The sequence below is a fragment of the Streptomyces sp. NBC_00483 genome, assembly GCF_036013745.1.
Classification (GTDB): domain Bacteria; phylum Actinomycetota; class Actinomycetes; order Streptomycetales; family Streptomycetaceae; genus Streptomyces.
Genome location: NZ_CP107880.1, coordinates 2,363,823 through 2,389,414 on the forward strand (window position 1 = coordinate 2,363,823; position 25,592 = coordinate 2,389,414).

General features: G+C 69.9%; 23 protein-coding genes. 5 read left to right on the top strand and 18 right to left on the bottom strand.

What is annotated here, in order from left to right; translation table 11 throughout:
- Positions 1-36: 36 nt before the first annotated feature.
- Positions 37-1,299: a histidine--tRNA ligase gene (hisS, locus tag OHA73_RS10235; protein ID WP_327654901.1), complete on the bottom strand. Its 1,263-nt coding sequence runs from the start codon at positions 1,297-1,299 to the stop codon at positions 37-39.
- A gap of 13 nt (positions 1,300-1,312) precedes the next feature.
- A complete protein-coding gene (locus tag OHA73_RS10240) occupies positions 1,313-2,023 on the bottom strand; it encodes an MBL fold metallo-hydrolase (protein WP_327654902.1) in 711 nt (236 codons plus the stop codon).
- 141 nt (positions 2,024-2,164) lie between these two features.
- Here OHA73_RS10240 and OHA73_RS10245 point away from each other — a divergent pair, with 141 nt between their 5' ends.
- Both OHA73_RS10245 and OHA73_RS10250 read left to right on the top strand, forming a co-directional pair.
- Positions 2,165-2,944, top strand: coding sequence for a peptidylprolyl isomerase (locus OHA73_RS10245; RefSeq protein ID WP_327654903.1), 780 nt, complete (start codon positions 2,165-2,167; stop codon positions 2,942-2,944).
- A gap of 202 nt (positions 2,945-3,146) precedes the next feature.
- Positions 3,147-4,379 (top strand): DUF349 domain-containing protein, encoded by a 1,233-nt coding sequence (locus OHA73_RS10250; RefSeq protein WP_266721761.1) that lies wholly within the window; start codon positions 3,147-3,149, stop codon positions 4,377-4,379.
- 127 nt (positions 4,380-4,506) lie between these two features.
- On the opposite strand, the gene OHA73_RS10255 is transcribed toward OHA73_RS10250, so the two are convergent.
- The 15 genes from OHA73_RS10255 to pgsA all read right to left on the bottom strand — a co-directional run bounded on the left by OHA73_RS10255 (position 4,507) and on the right by pgsA (position 19,833).
- Positions 4,507-7,032 (bottom strand): RelA/SpoT family protein, encoded by a 2,526-nt coding sequence (locus OHA73_RS10255; RefSeq protein WP_266721760.1) that lies wholly within the window; start codon positions 7,030-7,032, stop codon positions 4,507-4,509.
- Positions 7,033-7,202: 170 nt separating this feature from the next.
- Complete coding sequence (locus OHA73_RS10260; RefSeq protein ID WP_266721759.1) at positions 7,203-7,742, bottom strand: adenine phosphoribosyltransferase; 540 nt, start codon at positions 7,740-7,742, stop codon at positions 7,203-7,205.
- Positions 7,743-7,897: 155 nt separating this feature from the next.
- Positions 7,898-9,037, bottom strand: coding sequence for a protein translocase subunit SecF (gene secF, locus OHA73_RS10265; RefSeq protein ID WP_266721757.1), 1,140 nt, complete (start codon positions 9,035-9,037; stop codon positions 7,898-7,900).
- A gap of 1 nt (position 9,038) precedes the next feature.
- Positions 9,039-10,793 (bottom strand): protein translocase subunit SecD, encoded by a 1,755-nt coding sequence (gene secD / locus OHA73_RS10270; protein WP_267072947.1) that lies wholly within the window; start codon positions 10,791-10,793, stop codon positions 9,039-9,041.
- A gap of 140 nt (positions 10,794-10,933) precedes the next feature.
- Positions 10,934-11,425, bottom strand: coding sequence for a preprotein translocase subunit YajC (gene yajC / locus OHA73_RS10275; RefSeq protein ID WP_327654904.1), 492 nt, complete (start codon positions 11,423-11,425; stop codon positions 10,934-10,936).
- Positions 11,426-11,589: 164 nt separating this feature from the next.
- On the bottom strand, positions 11,590-12,669 hold the full coding sequence (ruvB, locus tag OHA73_RS10280; RefSeq protein WP_267071114.1) for a Holliday junction branch migration DNA helicase RuvB: 1,080 nt from the start codon (positions 12,667-12,669) through the stop codon (positions 11,590-11,592).
- Positions 12,670-12,736: 67 nt separating this feature from the next.
- Complete coding sequence (gene ruvA, locus OHA73_RS10285) at positions 12,737-13,348, bottom strand: Holliday junction branch migration protein RuvA (protein WP_327654905.1); 612 nt, start codon at positions 13,346-13,348, stop codon at positions 12,737-12,739.
- Entirely contained in the window at positions 13,345-13,920 is a 576-nt protein-coding gene (gene ruvC, locus OHA73_RS10290) for a crossover junction endodeoxyribonuclease RuvC (protein WP_327654906.1), read from the bottom strand. The genes ruvA and ruvC overlap by 4 nt, the downstream gene beginning before the upstream one ends.
- Positions 13,921-14,025: 105 nt before the next feature.
- Positions 14,026-14,778: a YebC/PmpR family DNA-binding transcriptional regulator gene (locus OHA73_RS10295; protein ID WP_266721747.1), complete on the bottom strand. Its 753-nt coding sequence runs from the start codon at positions 14,776-14,778 to the stop codon at positions 14,026-14,028.
- A 44-nt stretch (positions 14,779-14,822) separates the two neighbouring features.
- Positions 14,823-15,428 carry a pyridoxal 5'-phosphate synthase glutaminase subunit PdxT gene (pdxT, locus tag OHA73_RS10300; protein WP_266721745.1) on the bottom strand — a complete coding sequence of 202 codons (606 nt, stop codon included), beginning with the start codon at positions 15,426-15,428 and terminating at the stop codon, positions 14,823-14,825.
- Positions 15,428-16,327, bottom strand: coding sequence for a pyridoxal 5'-phosphate synthase lyase subunit PdxS (gene pdxS, locus OHA73_RS10305; RefSeq protein WP_266721743.1), 900 nt, complete (start codon positions 16,325-16,327; stop codon positions 15,428-15,430). The genes pdxT and pdxS overlap by 1 nt, the downstream gene beginning before the upstream one ends.
- 146 nt (positions 16,328-16,473) lie before the next feature.
- A complete protein-coding gene (locus OHA73_RS10310) occupies positions 16,474-17,019 on the bottom strand; it encodes a hypothetical protein (RefSeq protein ID WP_266721741.1) in 546 nt (181 codons plus the stop codon).
- Positions 17,020-17,051: 32 nt separating this feature from the next.
- The gene (locus OHA73_RS10315) at positions 17,052-18,212 is read right to left on the bottom strand and encodes a glycosyltransferase family 4 protein (protein ID WP_267071111.1); all 1,161 of its coding nucleotides are present in this window, start codon (positions 18,210-18,212) and stop codon (positions 17,052-17,054) included.
- The gene (locus OHA73_RS10320; RefSeq protein WP_266721737.1) at positions 18,209-19,123 is read right to left on the bottom strand and encodes a phosphatidylinositol mannoside acyltransferase; all 915 of its coding nucleotides are present in this window, start codon (positions 19,121-19,123) and stop codon (positions 18,209-18,211) included. The genes OHA73_RS10315 and OHA73_RS10320 overlap by 4 nt, the downstream gene beginning before the upstream one ends.
- Positions 19,120-19,833 carry a phosphatidylinositol phosphate synthase gene (gene pgsA / locus OHA73_RS10325; RefSeq protein ID WP_266725608.1) on the bottom strand — a complete coding sequence of 238 codons (714 nt, stop codon included), beginning with the start codon at positions 19,831-19,833 and terminating at the stop codon, positions 19,120-19,122. Before pgsA ends, OHA73_RS10320 begins: the two co-directional genes overlap by 4 nt.
- Before the next feature lie 215 nt (positions 19,834-20,048).
- On the opposite strand from pgsA, the gene OHA73_RS10330 reads away from it, so the two are divergent.
- Positions 20,049-22,265: an elongation factor G-like protein EF-G2 gene (locus tag OHA73_RS10330; protein ID WP_266721735.1), complete on the top strand. Its 2,217-nt coding sequence runs from the start codon at positions 20,049-20,051 to the stop codon at positions 22,263-22,265.
- A 186-nt stretch (positions 22,266-22,451) separates the two neighbouring features.
- Complete coding sequence (locus OHA73_RS10335) at positions 22,452-24,200, top strand: hypothetical protein (RefSeq protein WP_266725607.1); 1,749 nt, start codon at positions 22,452-22,454, stop codon at positions 24,198-24,200.
- A gap of 52 nt (positions 24,201-24,252) precedes the next feature.
- Here OHA73_RS10335 and OHA73_RS10340 read toward each other — a convergent pair whose 3' ends face one another.
- The gene (locus OHA73_RS10340; protein WP_266721733.1) at positions 24,253-24,816 is read right to left on the bottom strand and encodes an HIT family protein; all 564 of its coding nucleotides are present in this window, start codon (positions 24,814-24,816) and stop codon (positions 24,253-24,255) included.
- A gap of 67 nt (positions 24,817-24,883) precedes the next feature.
- Here OHA73_RS10340 and OHA73_RS10345 point away from each other — a divergent pair, with 67 nt between their 5' ends.
- Entirely contained in the window at positions 24,884-25,588 is a 705-nt protein-coding gene (locus OHA73_RS10345) for a potassium channel family protein (protein ID WP_266721731.1), read from the top strand.
- Positions 25,589-25,592: the final 4 nt, after the last annotated feature.

The window sequence follows — 25,592 nt, forward strand, 5'->3', positions numbered from 1 at the left end:
TTCCGGGGCCTCGAACATCAGGTGTGCAAAATCTGCCTACTTCAGCTTCGCGGAGAGCACGTTCACGATCTCGTCGACCGCGACGGCGTCCTGCTCGCCCGACTCCATGTCCTTGAGCTGCACGACGCCCTCGGCCAGGTCCCGCTCACCGGCGACGAGCGTGAACCGCGCGCCGGACCGGTTGGCGTTCTTCATGGCGCCCTTGAGGCCCTTGCCGCCGAACGAGAAGTCCGCCGAGATGCCGGCCTTGCGCAGCTCGGTCACCTTGGCGAACAGCACGCGCCGCGCCTCGTCGCCGAGCGGCACCGCGAACACGCTGGTGCTGGACGGGAGTTGGAGCGCGACGCCCTCCGCCTCCAGGGCCAGGACCGTACGGTCCACGCCGAGCGCCCAGCCGACCGACGGCAGCGAGGGGCCGCCGATCATCTCGGACAGGCCGTCGTAGCGGCCGCCGCCGCCGACCGCGGACTGCGAGCCGAGTCCGTCGTGGACGAACTCGAAGGTCGTACGGGTGTAGTAGTCGAGACCGCGGACCAGCTTCTCGTCGTCCTCGAAGGCGACGCCCTCGGCGGTCAGCAGCTCGCGCACCTGCTCGTGGTACGCCTTGCACGCGTCGCACAGGTAGTCGCGCAGCAGCGGCGCGTCCGTGAGCTGCTTCTGCACGTCGGGCCGCTTGTCGTCGAGGACGCGCAGCGGGTTGATGTCGGCGCGGCGCAGCGTGTCCTCGTCGAGGTCGAGGCCGCGCAGGAACGTCTGGAGCGCCTCCCGGTAGACGGGGCGGCACTCCTTGTCGCCGAGCGAGTTGAGCAGGATGCGGAAGTTGCGCAGGCCGAGCGAGCGGTACGCCTGGTCGGCCAGGATGATCAACTCGGCGTCCAGGGCCGGGTCCTCGGCACCGATCGCCTCGGCGCCCACCTGGGAGAAGTGCCGGTAACGGCCCTTCTGGGGGCGCTCGTAGCGGTAGTACGAGCCCGAGTACCAGAGCTTGACCGGGAGGTTGCCCGCCTTGTGGAGGTTGGCCTCCAGGGCGGCGCGCAGCACGGACGCGGTGCCCTCGGGGCGCAGCGCGAGCCTGTCGCCGCCCTTGGTCTCGAAGGCGTACATCTCCTTGGTGACGATGTCCGTGGACTCGCCGACACCGCGCGCGAAGAGCTCGACGTTCTCGAAGCCGGGCGTCTCGATGTAGCCGTAGCCGGAGTTCCGCAGCGGGGCGGAGATCGCCTCGCGGACCGCGAGATACGTCGCGGAGTCCGGCGGAAGCAGGTCGTACGTGCCCTTGGGGGCCTGGAAGGTACTCACGGGAGGTTTCTCGTCACATTCCTCGTCGGGGAGCCTCGGTGGAGGATCCCTGGCCGGCGGCCACCTGCCGCAGATACGGGTTGGTGGCGCGCTCCTGGCCGATGGTCGTCTGGGAGCCGTGTCCGGACAGCACCACGGTCGAGTCGTCGAGCGGCAGGCACACACGGCCCAGCGATTCGAGCATGTCGTCCATGGAGCCACCGGGAAGGTCGGTGCGTCCGATGGAGCCGGCGAAGAGCAGATCGCCCGAGAAGAAGACGGACGGGATGTCCGCCGCCTCGGGCATCTGGAAGGTCACCGACCCCTTGGTATGGCCCGGCGCGTGCGCGACGCCGAAGTCGAGCCCGGCGAGCTTCAGCCGCGCGCCGTCGGACAGCTCCCGCACGTCGTCCGGCTCCCCCACGGACAGCTCGCCCATCAGCGGCATGCCGATGGAGCGGCCGATGCCCTTCTCCGGGTCGCTCATCATGTAGCGGTCGTCGGGGTGGATCCAGGCCGGGACGTCGTGCGCCCCGCAGACCGGGACGACCGAGGCGACATGGTCGATGTGCCCGTGCGTGAGGACGACCGCCACCGGCTTGAGGCGGTGCTTCTTGAGCGCTTCCTCGACTCCCTGAGCGGCCTGGTGGCCGGGGTCGATGATCACGCACTCCTCACCCGCGGCGGGGGCAACCAGATAACAGTTGGTGCCCCAGGCCCCGGCGGGGAACCCGGCAATCAGCACGTTCGTCCTTCGTATGTCGTCGAAACGGAATGCGGCGGATCAGAGCCTACCGGCGCGGCCGATTCCACAGCGAACCCATATACGGTACGGGGCACCAGCAGGGGCCCATGAAGGTCACGAGACGTACGAGGAGAAGACCCGGTGGTCACCAAGGATCAGCGGCAGCGTCAGCTCGCCCGGGAGAAGTTCCTCCGCCAGCAGCAGCGGCGCGAGTCCGCTCGACGCAAGGCACGCACCCGCAACACCGTGATCGCCGCCGTGCTCGCGGTGGCCGTCCTCGGCACGGGCGGCGCGTACGCCGCCGGGGCCTTCAGCGGTGACAGCGCGAAGGACACCTCGGGCGCGAAGCCCAGCCCGTCGCCCTCGGCGAGCAAGAAGGCGTCCGAACCCAAGATGGCGATCGACAAGAAGGCCAAGTACGACATGGCCTTCAAGACGAGCGCCGGTGACATCACCGTCGCCATGGACGCGGCGAAGACCCCGCACACCGTGAACTCGTTCAAGCACCTCGCGGACAAGGGCTTCTTCGACGGTACGAAGTGCCACCGCCTCACCACCAAGGGCATCTACGTCCTGCAGTGCGGCGACCCGGAGGGCACCGGCGCGGGCGGCCCCGGCTACACGGTCCCCGACGAGAACCTGGGCGGGCTCGGCAAGCCGGCCAAGGACGGCTCGGTGACCTACAAGGCGGGCACGGTCGCGATGGCGAACACCGGGCAGCCCGACTCCGGCGGCAGCCAGTTCTTCCTCGTCTACAAGGACAGCAAGCTGACGCCTACGTACACGCCCGTCGGCACGATGGACGCGAAGGGCCTCAAGGTCGTCCAGGACGTCGCGGCGAAGGGCGTCACCGGCGGCTCGGAGGACGGGGCGCCGAAGGAGGCCGTCAAGGTCAGCAAGGCGACGGTCACCAAGAAGTGAGGCCAAAGGGCCACCCCACGCGCGTGTAGGCACGGAATTGAGCCGCGCTGAGTGCGGACAGTGGGGTGGCCGGTCGCCTAGATTGGCTTCGAGCGGCGCGGATTCGAGCCGCGTTGTGGAGGGCGGGCCGGGCCCGCCAGGAAACTGTGGACGATGCCCCGGGGCGGGACGCCCCGCGCAGGCATCATGTGGAGGAGGCGCTGTGAGCAGCGACCCGTGGGGCCGCGTCGATGAGACGGGGACCGTGTACGTGCGTACGGCCGACGGCAGCGAGCGAGAGGTCGGTTCGTGGAAGGCGGGGTCTCCTGACGAGGCCCTGGCCTACTTCAAGCGCAAGTACGACGGCCTGGTCGTCGAGATCGGGCTCCTCGAACGCCGGGTGAAGACGACCGACCTGTCGGCCAAGGACGCCATGACGGCGATCGAGCACCTGCGCGAGCAGGTCACGGACGCCCACGCGATCGGCGACCTGGAAGCGCTCGGCAAGCGGCTCGACAAGCTGGTGGAGAGCGTCGAGGCCCGCCGCGAGGAGCGCAAGGTCCAGAAGGCCAAGCAGTCCGACGAGGCGCGGCACTCCAAGGAGGCGCTGGTCGTCGAGGCGGAGGAGCTGGCCCAGTCCGAGCAGTGGCGGGCGGCCGGCGAGCGGCTGCGCGCGCTGGTGGACACCTGGAAGGGTCTGCCGCGCCTCGACCGCAAGTCGGACGACGAGCTGTGGCACCGCTTCTCGCACGCCCGCTCGGCGTTCTCCAAGCGCCGCAAGGCCCACTTCGCGTCGCTGGACGCGCAGCGCGAGGACGCCCGCAAGACCAAGGAGAAGCTGGTCGCGGAGGCCGAGTCGCTGTCGAACTCGACGGACTGGGGCGCCACGGCGGCCCGCTACCGCGACCTGATGTCGGACTGGAAGGCCGCGGGCCGCGCGCAGCGCGAGCACGAGGACGACCTGTGGAACCGCTTCCGCGGCGCCCAGGACGTCTTCTTCGCGGCCCGCAGCTCGGTGTTCGCCGAGCGCGACGCCGAGCAGGGCGAGAACCTCAAGCACAAGGAGGCGCTCGCCGACGAGGCCGAGAAGCTGCTGCCGATCGAGGACCTGAAGTCGGCGCGCGCCGCGTTCCGCTCGATCAACGAGCGGTGGGAGGCCATCGGTCACGTACCGCGGGACGCCCGCCCGAAGGTCGAGGGCCGGATGCACACCGTGGAGCGTGCCCTCCAGGAGTCCGAGGAAGCGGAGTGGCGCCGTACGAACCCGGAGGCGCGTGCCCGTGCGGAGGGCCTTACCGGCCAGCTGCAGGCGGCGGTCGACAAGCTGAGCGGGCAGGTCGAGCAGGCGCGGGCGCAGGGCAACAACGCGAAGGCGGACAAGCTCCAGAAGGAGCTTGACGGGCGCCAGGCGTTGTTGGACCAGGCGGTTAAGGGGTTGCACGAGTTCGGAGGCTGAGCCTCCACTGCGGCCGGAACGTGGACGGCCCCCGAGCACTGTGCTCGGGGGCCGTTCCCACGCCACGGGGCTCCGCCCCGGACCCCGCGGGCTATCGTCCGAAGGCGGGGCTCAAAATGCGCTCACACTACGGCCGCCGCGCCGACGTCACCCGGTACACGTCGTACACGCCCTCGACGCCGCGGACCGCCTTGAGGACGTGGCCCAGGTGCTTCGGGTCGCCCATTTCGAACGTGAAGCGGGATGTGGCCACCCGGTCGCGGGACGTCTGTACCGCCGCGGACAGGATGTTCACGTGCTGGTCCGAGAGGACCCGGGTCACGTCGGACAGGAGCCGCGAGCGGTCGAGGGCCTCGACCTGTATGGCGACCAGGAAGACGGACGACTGCGTGGGCGCCCACTCGACCTCGAGGATGCGCTCCGGCTCGCGGGACAGCGAGTCCACGTTGACGCAGTCGCTGCGGTGAACCGATACGCCGCTGCCGCGCGTGACGAAGCCGATGATCGGGTCACCGGGCACCGGCGTGCAGCAGCGCGCCAGCTTCACCCAGACGTCGTCGACGCCCTTGACCACGACGCCCGGGTCGGCGTTCGAGCGGCGCTTGGAACGGCCGCGCGAGGGCGGTGCGCTCTCCGCGATGTCCTCGTTGGCCGCCTCCTCGCCGCCGAGGGCCTGCACGAGCTTCTGCACGACGGACTGCGCCGTGACGTGGCCCTCGCCTATGGCGGCGTACAGGGACGAGATGTCCGGGTAGCGCATCTCGTGCGCGAGCGTGACGAGCGAGTCGCCGGTGAGGATCCGCTGGATCGGCAGGTTCTGCTTGCGCATGGCGCGCGCGATGGCGTCCTTGCCCTGCTCGATGGCCTCCTCGCGGCGCTCCTTGGAGAACCAGGCCCGGATCTTGTTGCGCGCACGCGGCGACTTCACGAAGCCGAGCCAGTCGCGGGAGGGGCCCGCGCCCTGCGCCTTGGAGGTGAAGACCTCCACCAGGTCGCCGTTGTCCAGCGTGGATTCGAGGGGCACCAGGCGTCCGTTGACGCGTGCTCCTATGGTCCGGTGGCCGACCTCCGTGTGGACCGCGTACGAGAAGTCCACCGGCGTCGCCCCGGCCGGGAGCGCTATGACGTCGCCCTTCGGCGTGAAGACGAAGACCTCGTTGCGCGAGAGGTCGAAGCGCAGGGACTCCAGGAACTCCCCCGGGTCCTCCGTCTCCTTCTGCCAGTCGAGCAACTGGCGCAGCCACGCCATGTCGTTGAGGTGATCGTCCTTGCCGCCCTTGCCGGACGACTTGGGCGCGTCGGTGCGCACCTTGGAGGCGCCTGCGACGGCCTCCTGCTTGTACTTCCAGTGCGCGGCGATGCCGTACTCGGCGCGGCGGTGCATGTCGAACGTACGGATCTGGAGCTCGACGGGCTTGCCGTTGGGGCCGATGACCGTCGTGTGCAGCGACTGGTACATGTTGAACTTGGGCATCGCGATGTAGTCCTTGAACCGCCCCGGAACCGGGTTCCAGCGGGCGTGGACCGTGCCCAGTGCCGCGTAGCAGTCGCGGACCGTGTCGACGAGGACGCGGATGCCCACCAGGTCGTAGATCTCCGCGAAGTCACGGCCGCGGACGATCATCTTCTGGTAGACGCTGTAGTAGTGCTTCGGGCGGCCTGTGACGGTCGCCTTGATGCGGGCCGCGCGCAGGTCCGACTGCACCTCGTCGGTCACTATGGCCAGATACTCGTCGCGCTTGGGCGCGCGCTCGGCCACGAGCCGCACGATCTCGTCGTACATCTTGGGGTAGAGGATCGCGAAGGCGAGGTCCTCCAGCTCCCACTTGATGGTGTTCATGCCCAGGCGGTGCGCCAGCGGAGCGTAGATCTCCAGCGTCTCGCGGGCCTTCTTCTCCTGCTTCTCGCGCTTGAGGTAGCGCATGGTGCGCATGTTGTGCAGGCGGTCGGCGAGCTTGATGACGAGGACGCGCGGGTCCTTGGCCATCGCGACGACCATCTTGCGCACGGTCTCGGCCTGCGCGGCCTCGCCGAACTTGACCTTGTCCAGCTTGGTCACGCCGTCGACCAGCAGCGCCACCTGGTCGCCGAAGTCGCGCTTGAGGGTGTCCAGGCCGTACTCGGTGTCCTCGACCGTGTCGTGCAGCAGGCCCGCCATCAGTGTCGCCGGGTCCATGCCGAGCTCGGCGAGGATCGTCGTCACGGCGAGCGGGTGCGTGATGTACGGGTCGCCGCTCTTGCGCTTCTGGCCGCGGTGCCAGCGCTCGGCGACCTGATAGGCGCGCTCGACCTGGCGCAGCGTGGACGTCTCGATCTTCGGGTCGTTGCTGCGCACTATCCGCAGCAGCGGCTCCAGGACCGGGTTGTACGGGTTCGAGCGCTGCACGCCGAGGCGGGCCAGGCGGGCGCGGACGCGGTTGGAGGAGCCGGAGCGCGCGGCCGGCTGGTTCGAGGCCGCGCGGATCGCCGGCGGGGACGTGGGGCGCGGCTGGTTGGTAGGGGGCTTGGTGCGCGGCTGCTCGGCCGCCGTGCCGCTCGGCGGCGCAGGCTTCGCCGTCTTCGCGTCCTTCTCGGGCGTGCGGGAAGGAGCCGCGGCGGCAGTGGCCTGTTCGTCATGCGTGGCGGCGGAAAGTGGCTTGGCCTCGTCTGGCAACGGCGCTCCTCGTGCGCGACGGGTCCCCCGTTCAGGTCCCGGAGAGCCCATGGTATCGATCCGGCGTCCTCGGCTCGCCCCGGGCCGACGTGACGCCTTCGTACTGGTGAAACACCAGAGGCGGGCACCGGATTCCTCCGGGCCCGCCGCCAAGGCTGTGAACTGCGGCTTTACACCACGAGCAGGGCGTCGAGCGGCGCGCCCCGAAGCGCGGATTCGAGTCGCGCGCGGCCCGGCAGAAAACCCAGCTCCATGAGGACGGCGCAGCCCGCGACCTCGGCGCCGGCACGGCGGATCAGGTGCACCGCGGCCTCGGCGGTGCCGCCGGTGGCCAGCACGTCGTCGATCACCATGACGCGGTCGTCGGAGCCGAGGTCCTCGGCGTGCACCTCGATCTCGGCGGAGCCGTACTCCAGGTCGTACGACTGCGCGAGCGTCGCACCGGGGAGCTTGCCCGCCTTGCGTACCGGGATGAAGCCGAGGCCCGCGCGGATCGCGACGGGGGCGCCCAGGATGAAGCCGCGCGCCTCCAGGCCGACGATCTTCGTGGCCCCGTTGCGGACACAGAGCTCGGCGAGCGTGTCGGTGAGGGCCGTGAAGGCCGCCGGGTCCGCGAGCAGCGGGGTGATGTCCTTGAACAGGACGCCGGGCTCCGGATAGTCCTGCACATCGCGGATACGGCTGAGGAGCAGCTCCTTGATGTCGGTCATTTCTGCACCTCAGCGAGTATGTGAAGAGTTTTTCCTGGAGGTTCGACCGCTTTGCGGCGACCGCCAACCCTAGCAGTCGCCGCTGTGCGGAAACGCCAAGGGCGCCAGGGCCTCGAAGGCTCCTGGCGCCCTTGTGACGACCGTGAAGGTCCGGGTCAGCGGCGCTTGCCCGAGGGTCGGCCGCGGCCGCGGTTGCGGGCCGGCTGGTTGCGCGGACCCGCGGCGGCGGGGCCGGCGCCCGCGGGCGCGGCGTCCTGCGGCTCCTCGGCTTCCGTGTCCAGACCGCCGTCGGCCTGGTGGCCCACGACGGGCGACTCGGCCTTCGCCGCGGCGGCGGCCCGCTTGGCGAGCACCCGCTTCTTGAGCGCCTTCATCTTCGGGTCGCGCTCCTTGAGGTCGGCGACCAGCGGAGTGGCGATGAAGATCGACGAGTACGCACCGGCGGCGAGGCCCACGAAGAGCGACAGCGAGATGTCGTTCAGCATGCCCGCGCCGAGGAAGCCGCCGCCGATGAACAGCAGACCGCCGACCGGGAGGAGCGCCACGACCGTGGTGTTGATCGAGCGGACCAGGGTGCTGTTAATCGACCGGTTGGCGACCTCGCTGTACGTCCAGCGGGTCTGCTTCTCGAGACCCTTCGTCTGTTCCTTGAGCGAGTCGAAGACGACGACCGTGTCGTAGAGCGAATAACCAAGGATGGTCAACAGACCGATCACCGTGCCCTGGGTGACCTCGAAGCCCACCAGCGCGTAGATCCCGACGGTGATCGTGATGTCGTGGATGAGCGCGACGAGTGCCGCGAGCGCCATCCGCCACTCGAAGGCGATCGCCAGATAGATCACGACCAGGACCATGAAGATGGCCAGGCCCTGCCATGCCTTGTTGGCGATCGAGGCGCCCCAACTGGGGCCCACCAGGTCGGCGTTGATGTCGTCGGCCTTGATGTCCATGTCCTTGGACAGCTCGGCCTTGATCTGGTCCGACTTGGCGGTGTCGACGCCCGCGACCTGGATGCGCAGACCGCCCGAGCCGAGCTCCTGGACGAGCGCCTCGTGGCCGGAGGCCTCCGTGGCGTACTCCTCGGCCTTCTGGGCCGAGACGCTGGTCTTGGGCGTCGTGAAGATCGCGCCGCCCTCGAACTCGATGCCCATGTTCAGGCCGCGCACCGTCAGGCCGAGGATGGCCGTGATGGTGATCAGGATCGAGACGCCGTACCAGATCTTGCGCTTCCCGATGAAGTCGTACCCGACATCACCGCGATACAGCTTGGCGCCGAGATTGCCCAGCTTCGACATCTCACGCCTCCTTCGGGTCGACAGGGCGGGTGGCGCGGCGGGTGCGACGCAGCGGGGGCTGCACGCCGAGGCGCTTCGGGTCGAGGCCGGACCACTTGTGCCCGCTCGTGAAGAACTTGGTGCGTGCCAGGAGCGTCATCAACGGCTTCGTGAAGAGGAAGACCACGACGATGTCGAGCAGGGTGGTCAGGCCGAGCGTGAACGCGAAGCCCTGCACCTTGCCGACGGTCACGATGTAGAGCACCGCGGCCGCGAGGAACGACACGAAGTCGGAGACCAGGATGGTGCGCCGGGCCCGCGGCCAGGCGCGCTCCACGGCGGGACGCACGGTGCGTCCCTCTCTGATCTCGTCCCGGATCCGCTCGAAGTACACGATGAACGAGTCCGCGGTGATACCGATGGCCACGATGGCACCACAGACGGCCGGCAGGTTCAGCGCGAAGCCGATGGCCGGGCCGAGCAGCGTCATGAGGGTGTACGTGAGGATGCCGGAGGTCAGCAGCGAGGCCAGGGCGACGAGCGACAGGCCGCGGTAGTAGACCACCAGGTAGATGATGACCAGCGCGAGGCCGATGGCGCCCGCGATCAGACCGGCGTTGAGCTGCTCACCGCCGAGCGCGGCGGTCACCGAGGTGACGCTCTGCTCGTGGAAGGTCAGCGGCAGGGCGCCGTAGGACAGCACGTTCGCGAGGTCCTGGGCGGACTCCTGGGTGAAGGAGCCGGAGATCTCGGCGTTCTGGCTCAGGGTGGAGCTGACGCTGGGGGCGGAGACCACGTCGCCGTCGAGCACGATGGCGAACTGGTTCATCGGCGACTGCTGGCTCTTGAGCTTGCTGGTCGTCGCGGCGAACTTCTTCGAGCCCGTGCCCGTGAACTCCATGTTCACGACCCACTGGCCGTTCTGCTGGTTGATGGTCGCCTGGGACTTCTTGACGTCCTTGCCGCCCACCTCGGACGGGCCGAGGACGTACTTCTGCCACTGCCCCTGGCTCTGACCGCAGGCAATGATCGGGTCGGAGGACTTCGCGCCCTCGTTGATCTTGGTGCGGGCGGCCTTGTCCGTGCAGTCGAGCTGCATGAACTTCTTCTGCAGCGCGGCGGTCGCCGGGTCGGTGCCGGCGCTCGGGGTGGCCTGCGCGTCGTCGCCGGTCTTCGCGGAGGCGCTCGGCGTCGCGTCGGCCTTGAGGCTGTCGGTGACGGCGCGGCCCTGCGTCGTGGCGCTCGGGGTCGGCGTGGCCGTCGACTTGTCGGTCGCCTTGTCCGAGCCGGTGGCCTTGTCGGTCGCCTTGCCACCCGTAGAGGCGCTCGGGGACGGGGTGGCCGACTTGTCACCCTTGCCGGCCGGCTGGCCGGAGGTCATCGTGAGCACCGGACGGAAGTAGAGCTGCGCGGTCGTACCGACCTGCTCGCGAGCCTGCTTCTCGTTCGTCCCTCGCGGGATGTTGACGATGATGTTGCTCTTGCCCTGCGTCTGGACCTCGGCCTCGGAGACACCCATGCCGTTGACACGGCGGTTGATGATGTCCGCCGCCGTGTCCATGTTGGTCTTGTTGATCGCGTTGGGCTTGCCCGGCTCGTTCTTGGCCTCCAGCGTGATGCTGGTGCCGCCCGCGAGGTCGATGCCAAGGCGCGGGGTGAACGTGCCGGAGGCGAACATCCCCCCGACGAGCGCGACCATGATGATCACGATCAGGCCCAGGGCGCGCCCCGGCTTCGACGGGGCACCTGCCCCTCGGCTCTTCTTAGGTGTGGCCACCTTCTCGTACTCCCTCTCCATCCGCCCGGCATCGGGGTTGGGTGCCCGGACGGCCATGAAATGGTCGAGAGTCCGCGCGGGTCACGCACGAACAGGAACCGCGGGGCACATCGAGCGGACGCCCCACGGTTCCGGCCGTACTACTTCGCGTCGGACTCGCCGTCGGTCTTCTTCACCTCGACGTCGTCGGCCTTCTCGGCCGGCTCGGCCTTCTCGGCCTCGACGTCCTCGGCGGCCTCGTCCTTCTTGCCGAGGTCGATGCGCGAGTCGTCAGCGTCGGTCTCGGTGAGGGAGGACGCGTCGTCCGGCACGACGGCGTCATTGGTCAGCTCGTCATCACCAACGACTTCCTCGCCGTGGACGATGCGGTTGTACTCGTCATCGGTGAGCACGGCACCGATGGCGTTCTTCGCGAACATGAGGTGGACCCCGGGGCCGGCGTCGAGGAGGACCGCGTCGTCGTGGACCTCCTTGACCGTGGCGTACATGCCCCCGATCGTGCGGACGCCGGAACCGGGCTGCATCTCATTGCGCATGTCCGCGGCTTGCTTCTGCTTCTTCTTGGCAGACCGGGTCATCAGGAACATGGCCCCGATGAGCACAATGAACGGGAGGAGGGTCACAGGACTCACGGGTAGGAACTTCCTTCATTCGGCCGCGTCGAGATGCGGCCGCATCGATGATGGGGTATTACGCCGCTGTAAAGGCGACGTCGGCGGAGTCTAAGCGAGTCCGCACTGTGGGAACAACGCTCAGCATGGCACCGGGGTTCCAGCCCCGGCGAGCACGCGCGCCGTCATGCCCCGAAGAGGTCTTGTTGTCCGCCTGCCCCAGGTCTCCCTTGGGGTGCGGTGAGTCCGAGATGGGCCCACGCGGCGGGAGTCGCCACGCGCCCCCGGGGGGTGCGCGCCAGGAGTCCCTCTCTGACGAGGAAGGGCTCGGCGACCTCTTCCACCGTCTCACGCTCCTCCCCCACGGCGACGGCGAGTGTCGAAAGTCCCACGGGCCCACCACTGAACAGCTTGAGCAGGGCTTCAAGGACGGCGCGGTCCAGGCGGTCGAGGCCGCGGTCGTCCACTTCGTAGACGCCGAGGGCCGCGGACGCGATGTCCTTGTTGATCTGTCCGTCCGCCTTGACCTGCGCATAGTCGCGGACGCGGCGCAGCAGGCGGTTGGCGATACGGGGCGTGCCGCGGGAGCGTCCGGCGATCTCGGCGGCGCCCGCTGTGTCGATCTCCACATCGAGGAGGCTCGCCGAGCGGTGGATCACTCGCTCGAGTTCCGGTGGCCCGTAGAACTCCATGTGCGCGGTGAAGCCGAAGCGGTCGCGCAGCGGCGGCGGCAGCAGCCCCGCGCGCGTGGTCGCGCCGACGAGGGTGAAGGGCGGCAGCTCCAGCGGGATGGCGGTGGCGCCCGGGCCCTTGCCGACGATGACGTCGACCCGGAAGTCCTCCATCGCCATGTAGAGCATTTCCTCGGCGGGCCGCGACATCCGGTGGATCTCGTCGAGGAAGAGGACCTCGCCCTCCTGGAGCGAGGAGAGGATCGCCGCGAGGTCGCCCGCGTGCTGGATCGCGGGGCCGGAGGTGATGCGGATCGGGGCGCCCATCTCGGCCGCGATGATCATGGAGAGGGTGGTCTTGCCGAGGCCGGGGGCGCCGGAGAGCAGGACGTGGTCGGCGGTGGCGCCGCGCGCGCGGGCGGCGCGCAGGACCAGGTCGAGCTGCTCCCTGACCTTCTCCTGGCCGATGAACTCGCCCAGGTCCTTGGGACGCAGGGCCGCCTCTACGGCCTGGTCCTCGTGGTCGGCCGACGCACCGACGAGCCGGTCGGCCTGCGGCGTCGCGGCGTCTTCGGCGGTCTCGTCCCAGTTCATGTGTGGTGCCTCGCGTTACGGATTGGGAGGGGCGGTCGGCTTCGGATGCCCGGTCGGGGCGGCGGGGCTAGCGGGTGCGGTTGAGGGTCTGCAGGGCCGCCTTCAGGAGCTGGCCGACCTGCGGCGTGCCCTCCGCGGCCTCGGCCTGCGGGGCGACCGCGTCGACCGCCTCGTCGGCCTCGCGGGTCGCGTAGCCGAGGCCGATGAGCGCGGCGTGCAGCTGCTCGCGCCAGCCGCTGTTGACGGGCGCCCCGATGGCCGGGCCGCCCGTGCCGAGGGGCTCGCCGAGCCGGTCCTTCAGCTCCAGGAGCAGCTTCTGGGCCCCCTTCTTACCGATGCCGGGGACGGCCGTGAGCGACTTCTCGTCACCTGTGGAGACGGCTCTGCGCAGCGCGTCCGGGCTGTGCACGGCGAGCATCGCCTGCGCCAGGCGCGGGCCGACGCCGCTCGCCGTCTGCAGCAGCTCGAACGTCTGCTTCTCGTCGTCGTCCGCGAAGCCGTAGAGCGTGAGCGAGTCCTCGCGCACGACGAGGGAGGTGGCGAGCTTGGCCTGCTGGCCGATACGCAGCGTGGACAGCGTGTTCGGCGTGCACTGGAGGGCCATGCCGACACCGCCCACCTCGACCACCGCGGCGTCGGGGGCGAGGGCGGCGACGGGGCCGCTGACGAAGGCGATCATGCGGTACGGCCTTTCGGTGCGTGAGAAGCGCGGGTGGCTTGGGTGGTCCTGGACGCCTGCGCCGCGTGCTGTGCCACGGCCTGCTGGAGTCGGTTCTGCGCGGGGGCCCGCCAGATGTGGCAGATGGCGAGGGCGAGGGCGTCGGCGGCGTCGGCAGGCTTGGGCGGGGCGTCGAGCCTCAGCAGGCGCGTCACCATGGCGCCCACCTGTGCCTTGTCGGCACGGCCCGTGCCGGTGACGGCGGCCTTGACCTCGCTGGGCGTGTGCAGCGCCACGGGGATGCCGCGGCGCGAGGCGCACAGCATGGCGACGGCGCTTGCCTGGGCGGTGCCCATCACCGTACTGACGTTGTGCTGGCTGAACACCCGCTCCACGGCGAGGACTTCGGGCCGGTGCTCGTCGAGCCACTGCTCGATGCCCTGCTCGATGGCGACGAGGCGGTGCCCCAACTCGGCGTCCGCGGGCGTCCGTACGACACCGACGCCGCGCATCGTCAGCGGCCGTCCCGCGATCCCCTCGACCACGCCGACACCGCACCGGGTGAGACCCGGGTCCACCCCGAGAACGCGCACGCCTGCCCCCAACCTTCGATCGCCTGTTTGTGCAGGCTATCGGGTGCCACTGACAAAGCGACGGGCCGACGGGGTGTGTCCCATCGGCCCGCCGCTGATGTCACGTCAGGCGTCGACCTTCTCCATGACCTCGTCGGAGACGTCGAAGTTGGCGAAGACGTTCTGCACGTCGTCGCTGTCCTCGAGCGCGTCGATCAGCTTGAAGATCTTGCGCGCGCCCTCCTCGTCCAGCTCGACCTGCATGGTCGGGACGAAGTTGGCGTCCGCCGAGTCGTAGTCGATCCCGGCCTCCTGGAGCGCGGTGCGCACCGCGACCAGGTCGGTGGCCTCGGAGAGCACCTCGAAGGACTCGCCCAGGTCGTTGACCTCCTCGGCGCCCGCGTCGAGCACGGCGCCCAGGACGTCGTCCTCGGACAGCTCGCCCTTGGTGACGACCACGACGCCCTTGCGGTTGAAGAGGTACGAGACCGAACCGGGGTCGGCCATCGAGCCGCCGTTGCGGGTCATGGCGACGCGCACGTCGGAGGCGGCACGGTTGCGGTTGTCGGTGAGGCACTCGATGAGCACCGCGACACCGTTCGGCCCGTAGCCCTCGTACATGATCGTCTCGTAGTCGGCGCCGCCGGCCTCGAGGCCGCCGCCGCGCTTGACCGCGGAGTCGATGTTCTTGTTCGGGACCGAGCTCTTCTTGGCCTTCTGGATGGCGTCGACAAGCGTCGGGTTTCCATCGGGGTCGATGCCGCCGGAGCGCGCCGCAACCTCGATGTTCTTGATCAGCTTCGCGAAGAGCTTGCCGCGCTTGGCGTCAACCACGGCCTTCTTGTGCTTCGTCGTAGCCCATTTAGAGTGGCCGGACATCTGCCTGTCTCCTTCGCGTAACCAATTTACGAACGCCAGAGATCCTACAAGGAACCCGGAGCGTCCTTCGCCCGCACCATATCCACGAACAGGGCATGGATCCGGTGGTCTCCCGTGAGTTCCGGGTGGAAGGACGTCGCGAGAGCGTCGCCCTGGCGCACGGCCACGATGTGCCCCTCGTGCTCGGCGAGCACCTCCACCTCGGCGCCCACGGACTCCACCCATGGAGCCCGGATGAAGACGCCCTCTACAGGATCCCCCTCGACGCCCCGGACGTCGACAGCCGCTTCGAAGGACTCGTTCTGCCGTCCGAAGGCGTTGCGCCGCACGATCATGTCGATGCCGCCGATGGTCTCCTGGCCCGAGCGCGGGTCGAGGATCTTGTCGGCGAGCATGATCAGGCCCGCGCACGTCCCGTAGATCGGAAGACCGTCACGCACGCGCGCGCGAAGGGGCTCCATCAGGCCGAAGAGGTTGGCCAGCTTCGACATGGTGGTCGACTCGCCGCCGGGGATGACGAGCCCGTCGACCTCGGCCAGTTCCTCGGGGCGCCGCACGGGCCTCGCCACGGCGTCGGCCGTGGCCAGGGCGACGAGGTGCTCCCGCACGTCGCCCTGGAGAGCGAGCACTCCGACCACGGGAGTGGTCATCACCAGCCCCGGTTCGCGTAGCGCTCGCCCTCGGGCAGCGTGTCGCAGTTGATGCCGACCATGGCCTCGCCGAGGTTGCGGGACGCCTCCGCGACGATCTTCGGGTCGTCGAAGAAGGTGGTGGCCTTCACGATGGCGGCGGCGCGCTTGGCCGGGTCGCCGGACTTGAAGATGCCCGAGCCGACGAAGACGCCCTCGGCGCCGAGCTGGCGCATCAGCGCGGCGTCGGCCGGGGTGGCGACGCCACCGGCGGAGAAGAGGACCACCGGCAGCTTGCCCAGCTCGGAGACCTCCTTGACCAGCTCGTACGGGGCGCGCAGGTCCTTGGCGGCGGCGTACAGCTCGTTGTTGTCGAAGCCGCGCAGCTTGGCGATCTCGTTCTTGATCTGGCGCAGGTGGCGCACGGCCTCCACGACGTTGCCGGTGCCGGCCTCGCCCTTGGAGCGGATCATCGCGGCGCCCTCGGCGATGCGGCGCAGGGCCTCGCCCAGGTTCGTGGCGCCACAGACGAACGGGGTCGTGAACGCGAACTTGTCGCTGTGGTTGACCTCGTCGGCCGGGGTCAGGACCTCGGACTCGTCGATGTAGTCGACGCCGAGCGACTGGAGCACCTGGGCCTCGACGAAGTGGCCGATGCGGGACTTGGCCATCACCGGGATCGAGACGGCGCCGATGATGCCCTCGATCATGTCCGGGTCGGACATCCGGGCCACGCCGCCGTCCTTGCGGATGTCGGCCGGCACCCGCTCCAGGGCCATCACCGCGACGGCGCCGGCGTCCTCGGCGATCTTCGCCTGCTCGGGCGTGACGACGTCCATGATGACGCCGCCCTTGAGCTGCTCGGCCATGCCTCGCTTGACGCGGGCGGTGCCGGTGGCGGTGTTTTCAGAAGTGGACACGGGTGACCTCGACTCGGTGAAGAAGGCTTTTGCAGCACCGAGCAAACCTCTGGACAGCAGGCCACTACAAGGGCCAATGGTTAGCCGGTGGCTCCTTTTGGCCCGGGATCCAGTGGATCTAGTTCTGGTGGATCTGGTTGGTGGAGCTAGTTGGTGGCGCGGTCGGCCAGCGCCACCGGCGCCTCGTCGTCCATCTCGAAGGCCAGCGGGAACGGGGCGTGCCCGGCGAGCCGGAACCAGCGGACCGTGCGGTGGCGGCGCAGCGCGCGGGCGGCGCGTACGGCGTCGTTGTGGAAGCGGCGGGCCATGGGGACGCGGCGGACCGCCTGGGCGAGCTCCTCGGCGGCCTCCTCGCCGCCGGGGGCCGCGCGGATCACCTCGACCTGGTCGGGCTCGTTGAAGATCGCCCTGAGCGCCTGGCTGAGCTCGCTCTCCGCGACCTCGCGCTGCTCCTCCTCGGCCTGACGCGCGGCGTGTGCCGCCTCGTACAGCACGATCGACGCGGCCGGGTCGAGCACGCCCGACGTGGCCAGTTCCTGCGCGACCGAGGCCCGGCGCAGGAGTTGGGCGTCGAGGGCGGCGCGGGCCGCGTCGATACGGGCGTGCAGGCGGTCGAGCCTTCCTGCGGTCCAGCTCAGGTAGAGCCCGATCGCGAAGAGGGCTACGGCGATCCAGATGAGGGTGACGGTCACGGGCGGCAAGGCTACCGGGGTCGCGGCGGGCGTCAGTCCCGCGCCAAGCCGAAGCGTGCCCTGAGGCCCGTCCGCTCGTCCGCCGCCACCGCGGCCGCGCCCTGGGTCACCGTCTCGTAGACCGAGAGGATGTCCGCGGCGACCGTGGACCAGTCGAAGCGGCGGACGTGCTTGCTGCCACGCGCGCGTAGTTCGGCGCGGCGGTCCGGGTCGCCCAGGAGGCGCAGGGCGGCGACGGAAAGGGTGTCCGCGTCCTCGTTGGTGAAGAGTTCGCCGGCGGCGCCCTGGTCGAGGACCTGGGCGAAGGCGTCCAGGTCGGAGGCGAGCACGGGCGCACCCGCCGACATCGCCTCCACCAGGATGATGCCGAAGCTCTCGCCCCCGGTGTTGGGCGCGACATACACGTCGACGCTCGCCAGGAGGCGCGCCTTGTCCTCGTCGCTGACCATGCCGAGGAACTCGACGCGGTCGCGCATCTCCTTGGGCAGGGAGGCCACCGCCTCGTCCTCGTCGCCCCGCCCCGCGACCAGGAGCCGGGTCTGCGGGCGCTCCGCGAGGATCTTGGGCAGCGCCTTCATGAGCACCGGAAGGCCCTTGCGGGGCTCGTCGATGCGGCCGATGAAGCCGATCGTGTCTCCCTGCCACTCGGGCTTGGGCTCGGCCCGCGCGAAGAAGTCCACGTCGACGCCGTTCGGGATGACGACCGCGTCGCCGCCCAGGTGCTCGACCAGGGTGCGGCGCGCGTACTCGCTCACCGCGATGCGCGCGTTGATCTTCTCCAGGGCGGGCTGCAGGATCGGATACGCGGCGATCATCGCGCGCGAGCGCGGGTTGGACGTGTGGAAGGTCGCGACGATCGGGCCCTGTGCGGCCCAGCACGTCAGGAGGCCGAGCGACGGGGACGCCGGTTCGTGGATGTGGATCACGTCGAACGTGCCGTCGTGCAGCCACCTGCGCACGCGCGCGGCGCTCAGGAAGCCGAAGTTCAGGCGCGCCACCGAGCCGTTGTACGGCACGGGAACCGCGCGGCCCGCCGACACGACGTACGGCGGCAGCGGGGTCTCGTCGTCCGCGGGCGCGAGGACGGACACCTCGTGCCCCAGGCGGATGAGGTGCTCCGCCAGATCGCGGATGTGGAACTGGACGCCGCCCGGCACGTCCCAGGAGTACGGGCAGACGATTCCGATTCTCACGCCGGCCTCTCTTCGAAATTGTCGAGGTCGGCGAGCCACAAGCGCTGCAGCATGTGCCAGTCCTCCGGATGGTCCGCGATCCCTGTGGCGAAGGCATCGGCCAGCGCCTGCGTCATGACAGACGTCTTCTCGGCCCGCGTACCTGTCTCCGGCACGTCGACGGGTGGGTGGACGCGCCCCCGCATGATGGGCGAGTCGTCGTACCAGAGGGTGACCGGGAGCAGCAGCGCGCCGGTCTGCTGGGCGAGCATCGCGGGCCCCGCGGGCATCCGGGTCGTCTCGCCGAAGAACTTGACCTCCACACCGGAGGTCGAGAGGTCCCGGTCCGCGACCAGGCAGACCAGGCCGCCCGCACGCAGCCGCCGTGCGAGCGTCCCGAAGGCGGCGCCGCCCGTGTGCGGCAGCACCTCCATGCCGAGGCCCTCCCTGTAGGCGACGAAACGGTCGTACAGGGTCTCCGGCTTGAGCCGCTCGGCGACGGTCGTGAACGGGGTGTCCAGCTTGGTGGTGACCCAGGCGCCCGCCAGGTCGTAATTGCCCATGTGGGGCAGCGCGAGGACGACGCCCTTACCGGAGTCGAGGCCCTCGGTGAGGTAGTCGATGTCCTTGATCGAGACGCCCTCCCGGATGCGCTCCTTGCTCCACGCGGGGAGCCGGAAGGACTCCATCCAGTAGCGCAGGTACGAGCGCATGTTCTTCTTGGAGAGCTGTTGCAGGCGCTCGGGTGTGGCGTCGGGCACCACGCGCGCGAGGTTGGCCTCCAGCTGCCGCACGCCCTTGCCGCGCTTCTTCCAGGCGGCGTCGGCGATCGTGCGGCCGAGGCGCTGTGCCACCGGCTCGGGAAGCTTCTTGACGGTCGCCCAGCCGAGCCCGTACAGCGCGTCGGTGATCCGTTCCTGCGTCCCGCTCACGAGGTGGCCCCCTCCTGGGCTGCCGCCGCGTCGGCCTCCGCGGACTCGCGACGCACCGTGACGACGCGCTGGATCAGCGTGACGAGGCTGCCCACGGCGACGATCCACAGGGCGACCGGCAGCAGGTACTGGATGCCGGGTACGCCGAACTTGTGCAGCCCGGCGAAGCCCGCGGCGACGAGCGAGATGACGAGCCGCTCGGCACGCTCCACGAGACCGTTCACGGCGACGGGCAGGCCGATCGATTCGCCGCGTGCCTTCGTGTAGGACACGACCTGGCCGCTGGCGAGGCAGAAGATCGACACGGCGCACAGGACGTTGTCGTCGCCCCCACCCGCGTACCAGAGCGCGAGGCCGCCGAAGATGGCGCTGTCCGCGACACGGTCGAGCGTGGAGTCCAGGAAGGCGCCCCAGCGGCTGGAGCGGCCCAGCTGGCGCGCCATATTGCCGTCCACGAGGTCCGAGAACACGAACAGCGTGATGACGACGGTGCCCCAGAAGAACTCACCGCGCGGATAGAAGACCAGCGCACCGGCCACGACTCCGGCGGTGCCCAGGAGCGTGACCGCGTCGGGGCTGACTCCGCGGCGGATGAGAAACGCGGCGAACGGTGTGAGGACACGCGTGAAGAATGCACGCGCGTACTTGTTCAGCATGGCCTTCCCGATGGTCGGTGGCCGCGCGGCCCCTCTGGCCACCGGCTGGCCCATCGTAGCCACGCACACGTGCGAACCGCCGACGGGCCGCACGCGTGGGCGTGCGATCCGGTACGACGTATGGACGCACAGTGACCCGAGTGGAAAGCTCGAAGACACCGCGGGCGTCGCCGAAGCCGCCTCCGCACGCGGATTCGCGTGTCCGCGCCCATAGGCCGACAAGGACCTGGGACCACCTCACCGAGCAGCAAGCAACCGGGAGGCAAGGCATGGGCGACAAGAGCAACGGACACCCCGGAGCCGCCGGCAGGGCAGCGACGGCCGACCATCCCGCGTCCGTACGGAATGTGGTGCTGGTCGGCCACAGCGGATCGGGCAAGACCACCCTGGTGGAGGCCCTCGCACTGACCGCGGGGGCGGTGAACAGGGCCGGGCGCGTCGAGGACGGCACCAGCGTCTCCGACTACGACGAGATCGAGCATCGCCAGCAGCGCTCGGTCCAGCTCTCGCTCGTCCCGTTGGAGTGGGACGGTTTCAAGATCAATCTCCTGGACACCCCCGGCTACGCGGATTTCGTCGGGGAGTTGAGGGCCGGTCTGCGGGCTGCGGACGCGGCCCTTTTCATCGTCTCGGCGGCCGACGGGCCCGAGACGATGGCGGGCGCGACACGCATGGTGTGGGAGGAGTGCGCGGCGGTCGGCATGCCGCGGGCCATCGTGATCACGCATCTGGAGGCGGCGCGCGCCGACTTCGAGGACATGACGCGGACCTGCGCCGAGATCTTCGGTGGTGACGACCCGGACGCCGTGCTCCCGCTGTACCTCCCGCTGCGCGGCGAGCAGGCGCCGGACGGGCACGCGCCCGTGACGGGCCTGATCGGGCTGCTCTCGCAGCGCCTCTTCGACTACGCGTCGGGCGAACGCAAGGAGTCGGAACCGGGCGCCGACCAGGCCTCGTTGATCGAGGAGGCCCGCAACCGGCTCATCGAGGGGATCATCTCGGAGAGCGAGGACGAGACCCTCATGGACCGCTATCTGGGCGGCGAGGAGATCGACGTCAAGACGCTCATCGACGACCTGGAGCGGGCCGTCGCACGCGGCGTCTTCCACCCGGTCCTCGCGGCGGCCCCGGCGGCGGAGGGCGCACGGCAGGGCATCGGCACCGTCGAACTCCTCGATCTGATCACCGGCGGCTTCCCGACCCCCTTGGAGCGGGCCGCTCCCGATGTGCGCGGGCGCGACGGGAAGGAGCTCGACATCCACGCCTGCGACCCGGAAGGGCCGCTGGTGGCGGAGGTCGTGAAGACCGCGTCCGACCCGTACGTGGGGCGGGTCTCGCTCGTCCGCGTCTTCTCCGGCACCCTGCGGCCCGACGAGACGGTGCACGTGTCGGGCCACGGGCTCTCCGACCACGGGCACGAGGCCCGGGCCCTGCACGAGGCGGACGAACGGATCGGCGCGCTCTCGGCCCCCTTCGGGAAACAGCAGCGCACGCTGACCCAATGCATCGCCGGCGATCTGGCGTGCGTCGCGAAGCTGAGCCGGGCGGAGACCGGGGACACGCTCTCGGCGAAGGAGGCGCCGCTGCTCATGTCGCCCTGGGAGATGCCCGACCCGCTGCTGCCGCTGGCCATCCAGGCGCACAGCAAGGCCGACGAGGACAAGCTCTCGCAAGGTCTCTCACGCCTGGTCGCCGAGGACCCGACGATGCGCCTGGAACACAACCAGAACACGCACCAGGTGGTGCTGTGGTGCCTCGGCGAGGCACACGCGGACGTCGCCCTGGAACGGCTGCGCAGCCGGTACGGGGTGCAGGTCGACGTCATCCCGCACAAGGTCTCCCTTCGGGAGACGTTCGCGGGCAAGTCGGCGGGGCGCGGCCGGCACGTGAAGCAGTCCGGCGGTCACGGCCAGTACGCGATCTGCGAGATCGAGGTGGAGCCGCTGCCCGGCGGCTCGGGCATCGAGTTCGTGGACAAGGTCGTCGGCGGCGCGGTGCCCCGGCAGTTCATCCCGTCCGTGGAGAAGGGCGTGCGGGCGCAGGCGGCGAAGGGCGTCGCGGCCGGATATCCGCTCATCGACGTGCGGGTGACGCTGCTCGACGGCAAGGCGCACTCGGTGGACTCGTCCGACGCGGCGTTCCAGACGGCGGGGGCACTCGCGCTGCGCGAGGCGGCTGCCGATGCGCGGATCCATCTCCTGGAGCCGGTGGCCGAGGTCGAGGTCCTCGTCGGCGACGACTATGTGGGGACCATGATGAGCGATCTGTCCGGTCGGCGCGGCCGCGTCGTCGGCACCGAACAGGCGTCGGGCGGGAGGACGTTGATCCGGGCCGAGGTGCCGGAGATCGAGATCGGCCGGTACGCGGTGGACCTGCGCTCACTGTCGCACGGCACCGCGCGCTTCAGCCGTGCGTACGCCCGGCACGAGCCGATGCCGGCCCAGCTGAGCGAGCGGATCCGCGAACAGGCCCAGGACGTCCCGTAGTCGGCCCCGGAGCGCGCGCCGGCACCGGCTTCCCGTTCCTCGGGGCCGGTGTCGGTGGCGGCCGCTACGCTGGTCGAAGATCAGCCGGATCCGGCCGACGGCGCGCCCAACAGGTGTGCGGGGCGGGCAAGTCGGGAAAAGCCGCAGCGACGGCGTGCGGTGATGGGGGTGGCAGTGGCGGACACGATGAAGCCGGCTTCGGCCGACGGAGTATTCGACTTCCGACCGGGCGCGCAGATCCCGCTGCAGGGTTCCGCGGGCCAGACCGCCGCGACGTTCGCCATCGCCTCGGCCGCGTACCGGGACGACCCGGCGGTGAAGATCGAGGAGACCAACAACGAGTGGCACAAGTCCCAGGTGAAGAGGGGGATGTGGTCACTTTTCGCGCCGAACCTCGGTGAGGCCTTCGCGCGGGCGGTGCAGGTGCGGATGCTGGGCGGCGCGCGCAAGCCGCTCATCCAGTCGTTCGGCACGGAACCGCAGGTCGTCGTGGAGCACTGCCTCGCGGCCAATCGGATCCGGCGCCAGCGCGACAGCCTGCTCACGCTGGTGACGGTGGTGTTCGGCTTCCTGTTCCTGCCCGGTTTCCTGCTCTGGGTGACCGCGTTCGAGATCCGCCGCAGGGACACCATCCGGGTCGCCCAGGCCGAGAAGGAGCTCAAGGAGGCCGAGGGCAAGGGCGCCAAGGAGAAGCGCGAGGCCAAGAAGCGCGAGCGCGAGGCGCGCGGCCGGTCCGCCCTCACCATGGCGGTGCTGGCCGTCGTGTTCGTCGCCGTCATCGTCGTGCTCGTCCAGCTTCCGTCCAGCAGCGGCTGGACCTGGTATCTGCGGGCCTCGTTCGTGGCGCCCGTGATCGGCGGCCTGTGGGCGCGGCGGATCTGCGAGCGCACCGCGCGGGACCTGCGGGACCGGTGGGGCGGGCTGCTGTCCGGCGGCGGGATCGGCGCGAAGATCCCGGAGGCCGTCCCCGGCAGCCCCGGCGAGACCGCGGCCGAGCAACTTCGGCAGAATCTGGCCAAGTTGACCGCCGAGCAGGCGTCGAACTCCGTGTTCTACGCGGGGCCCAAGGGCATCCTGGGCATGGGCACGCGCTGGGGCGGCTGGCAGCTGGCCGAGGACCTGGTGTCCAAGGAGCCCGGCAAGGACATCCACCCGTTCCGCAGCTGGGACGTGATCCGCGCGATCCACGACCAACTCCGCCTCCTGGAGCGCAAGCCCATCCACACGGGCGGCTTCCCCACGCCTTCGGTGAAGCACTGGATCGTCTCGCCGGTCGGTGAGAACGCGAAGAGCGTGACCCGTCCCTCGGGCGTGAACGTGGATGCGTTCGAGACCAGGACGCACGAGATAGAGCGGATCTGCAACGAGCAGCAGTTCGGCGGCGGCAGCCGCCACTACCTGGGCGTCCAGTTCACGCTCTGGGACGGCCAGTTGGTGATCACGATGCTGATCACGGTGACGGTGCTGCACCAGACGCTGCGGATAGAAGTGACCGGGCACGCGCTCGGTCCGGTGCACTCCCTGTTCACCTCGAAGCCCGAGCCGAGGAAGAAGGAGGTCTCCAAGGCCATACGGTTCTGGGAGACCACGGAGAAGACGCTCCCGCTGGTCACCTCGGACGAGTCGGTCCGGATCGCGGTCCGCGCGCCCTTCACCTGGTATCCGCCGCTCCTCGACCACCTCGGCGGCAAGCTCGTGCTGCCCGAGCCGTTCGGCCTGCGCCACGCCTGGGCGGACCAGCCGTGGCGGCACCGCTTCATGGCGGACGACGCGCTGCGCACGGCCACGCCCGTACTGCGCGTGGTGCACGCGGCGGCCATCAGGGTGCTCGATGAGAACGGCGTGGACACCGAGAAGTTCGGCGCCCGCTCGGGCTTCCTCAGTGGCGCGGTCCAGGACCCGTCACCGGGCAAGGCGGACACGTACGACGCGTAGGGCCCCTACTGACGGATCAGGCCGGGGCCCAAAGGGGCCCCAGGCCGCGCGTTCACTCGCTCGGCCAGGCCTTCGCCAGGGCGGTGCGGGTGTCGGCGAGCATCTGCGGCAGCACCTTGGTGTGACCGACGACCGGCATGAAGTTGGTGTCGCCGCCCCAGCGCGGAACGATGTGCTGGTGCAGATGGGCCGCGATGCCGGCGCCCGCGACCGCGCCCTGGTTCATGCCGATGTTGAAGCCGTGCGCGCCCGAGGCGGAGCGCAGTGCGGCCATGGCGCGCTTGGTGAAGTCGGCGAGCTCGGCGGTCTCGTTCAGGTCGAGGTCGGTGTAGTCGGCGACGTGCCGGTAGGGCAGCACCATCATGTGCCCGCCGTTGTACGGGTACAGGTTGAGGATCGCGAAGACGTGTTCGCCGCGGGCCACGATCAGCGCGTCCTCGTCGGACTGGCCGGGAGCCGCGCAGAAGGGACAGCCGTCATCGGCCCCGGGGCCGCTCGGTTTGCCCTCGCCCTGGATGTACGCGATGCGGTGCGGGGTCCACAGACGCCCGAATCCGTCCGGCTCACCCACTGGACCGACCTGCTGCTCCGGCTCACTCGTCATGCAATGCAGCATATTGCGTCACCTCACGGAGGCGTGTCGGCGGGTACCGCCCCAGGTCGGCGCGGGCGATGCTGTCGGGATGACCGACACCCCACTCGCCCGCTGGGAACGGCACAACGGCGTCGTCCTGGCGGTGGCTTCGCTCGTCTTCCTCGCCGCGTACGCGGTCCTGGTCCTGGGCCACGGCCTGCCCGGCGCCGTGCAGACCCTGTGCTTGGCGCTCGCTCTCGCCGCGTGGGCGGTGTTCCTCGTCGACTACGTGGCCCGTTGGCACCTGAGCGGACAGCGCTGGCCGCGCTTCATCCGCACGCACTGGCTGGACACGCTGGTCCTGCTGCTTCCGCTGCTGCGCCCGGTACGGATCGTGCAGACCTACGAGGCGGTGCAGCGCCGGCAGAACGAGCCGCGGCTCTCGCTGCACGCGCGCGTGATCGCGTACGCGGGCCTGTCGGTGACGCTGCTCGGCTTCGCCGCGTCGCTGGCCCTGTACCAGCAGGAGCATGCGGCGCCCGGCGCGGACATTCGCACCTACGGCGACGCGGTGTGGTTCACGTGCACGACGCTGTCGACCGTGGGCTACGGCGACCTGGCGCCGGTGACCCCGATCGGCCGGCTGGTGGCGGTGGGCGTGATGGCCTGCGGCCTTGCTCTGCTCGGCGCGGTCACGGGTTCGTTCTCCTCGTGGCTGCTGCAGGTGTTCGCGCGGGAAGGGGAACGGGAGACGGTGCGGGAAGGCGAAAGGCCCCCGGGGAACTCCCCGGAGGCCTCACACCGTACGGACTGAGGGA

What these genes read in the sequence shown, in the direction of transcription:
- OHA73_RS10260 (WP_266721759.1), bottom strand. Translation starts at nt 7,742, where the DNA reads ATGACCGACATCAAGGAGCTGCTCCTCAGCCGTATCCGCGATGTGCAG.
- pdxT (WP_266721745.1), bottom strand. Translation starts at nt 15,428, where the DNA reads ATGACCACTCCCGTGGTCGGAGTGCTCGCTCTCCAGGGCGACGTGCGG.
- OHA73_RS10345 (WP_266721731.1), top strand. Translation starts at nt 24,884, where the DNA reads ATGACCGACACCCCACTCGCCCGCTGGGAACGGCACAACGGCGTCGTC.
- OHA73_RS10335 (WP_266725607.1), top strand. Translation starts at nt 22,452, where the DNA reads ATGAAGCCGGCTTCGGCCGACGGAGTATTCGACTTCCGACCGGGCGCG.
- secF (WP_266721757.1), bottom strand. Translation starts at nt 9,037, where the DNA reads ATGTCGAAGCTGGGCAATCTCGGCGCCAAGCTGTATCGCGGTGATGTC.
- OHA73_RS10295 (WP_266721747.1), bottom strand. Translation starts at nt 14,778, where the DNA reads ATGTCCGGCCACTCTAAATGGGCTACGACGAAGCACAAGAAGGCCGTG.
- pgsA (WP_266725608.1), bottom strand. Translation starts at nt 19,833, where the DNA reads ATGGGCCAGCCGGTGGCCAGAGGGGCCGCGCGGCCACCGACCATCGGG.
- ruvB (WP_267071114.1), bottom strand. Translation starts at nt 12,669, where the DNA reads ATGAACTGGGACGAGACCGCCGAAGACGCCGCGACGCCGCAGGCCGAC.
- ruvA (WP_327654905.1), bottom strand. Translation starts at nt 13,348, where the DNA reads ATGATCGCCTTCGTCAGCGGCCCCGTCGCCGCCCTCGCCCCCGACGCC.
- OHA73_RS10330 (WP_266721735.1), top strand. Translation starts at nt 20,049, where the DNA reads ATGGGCGACAAGAGCAACGGACACCCCGGAGCCGCCGGCAGGGCAGCG.
- OHA73_RS10340 (WP_266721733.1), bottom strand. Translation starts at nt 24,816, where the DNA reads ATGCTGCATTGCATGACGAGTGAGCCGGAGCAGCAGGTCGGTCCAGTG.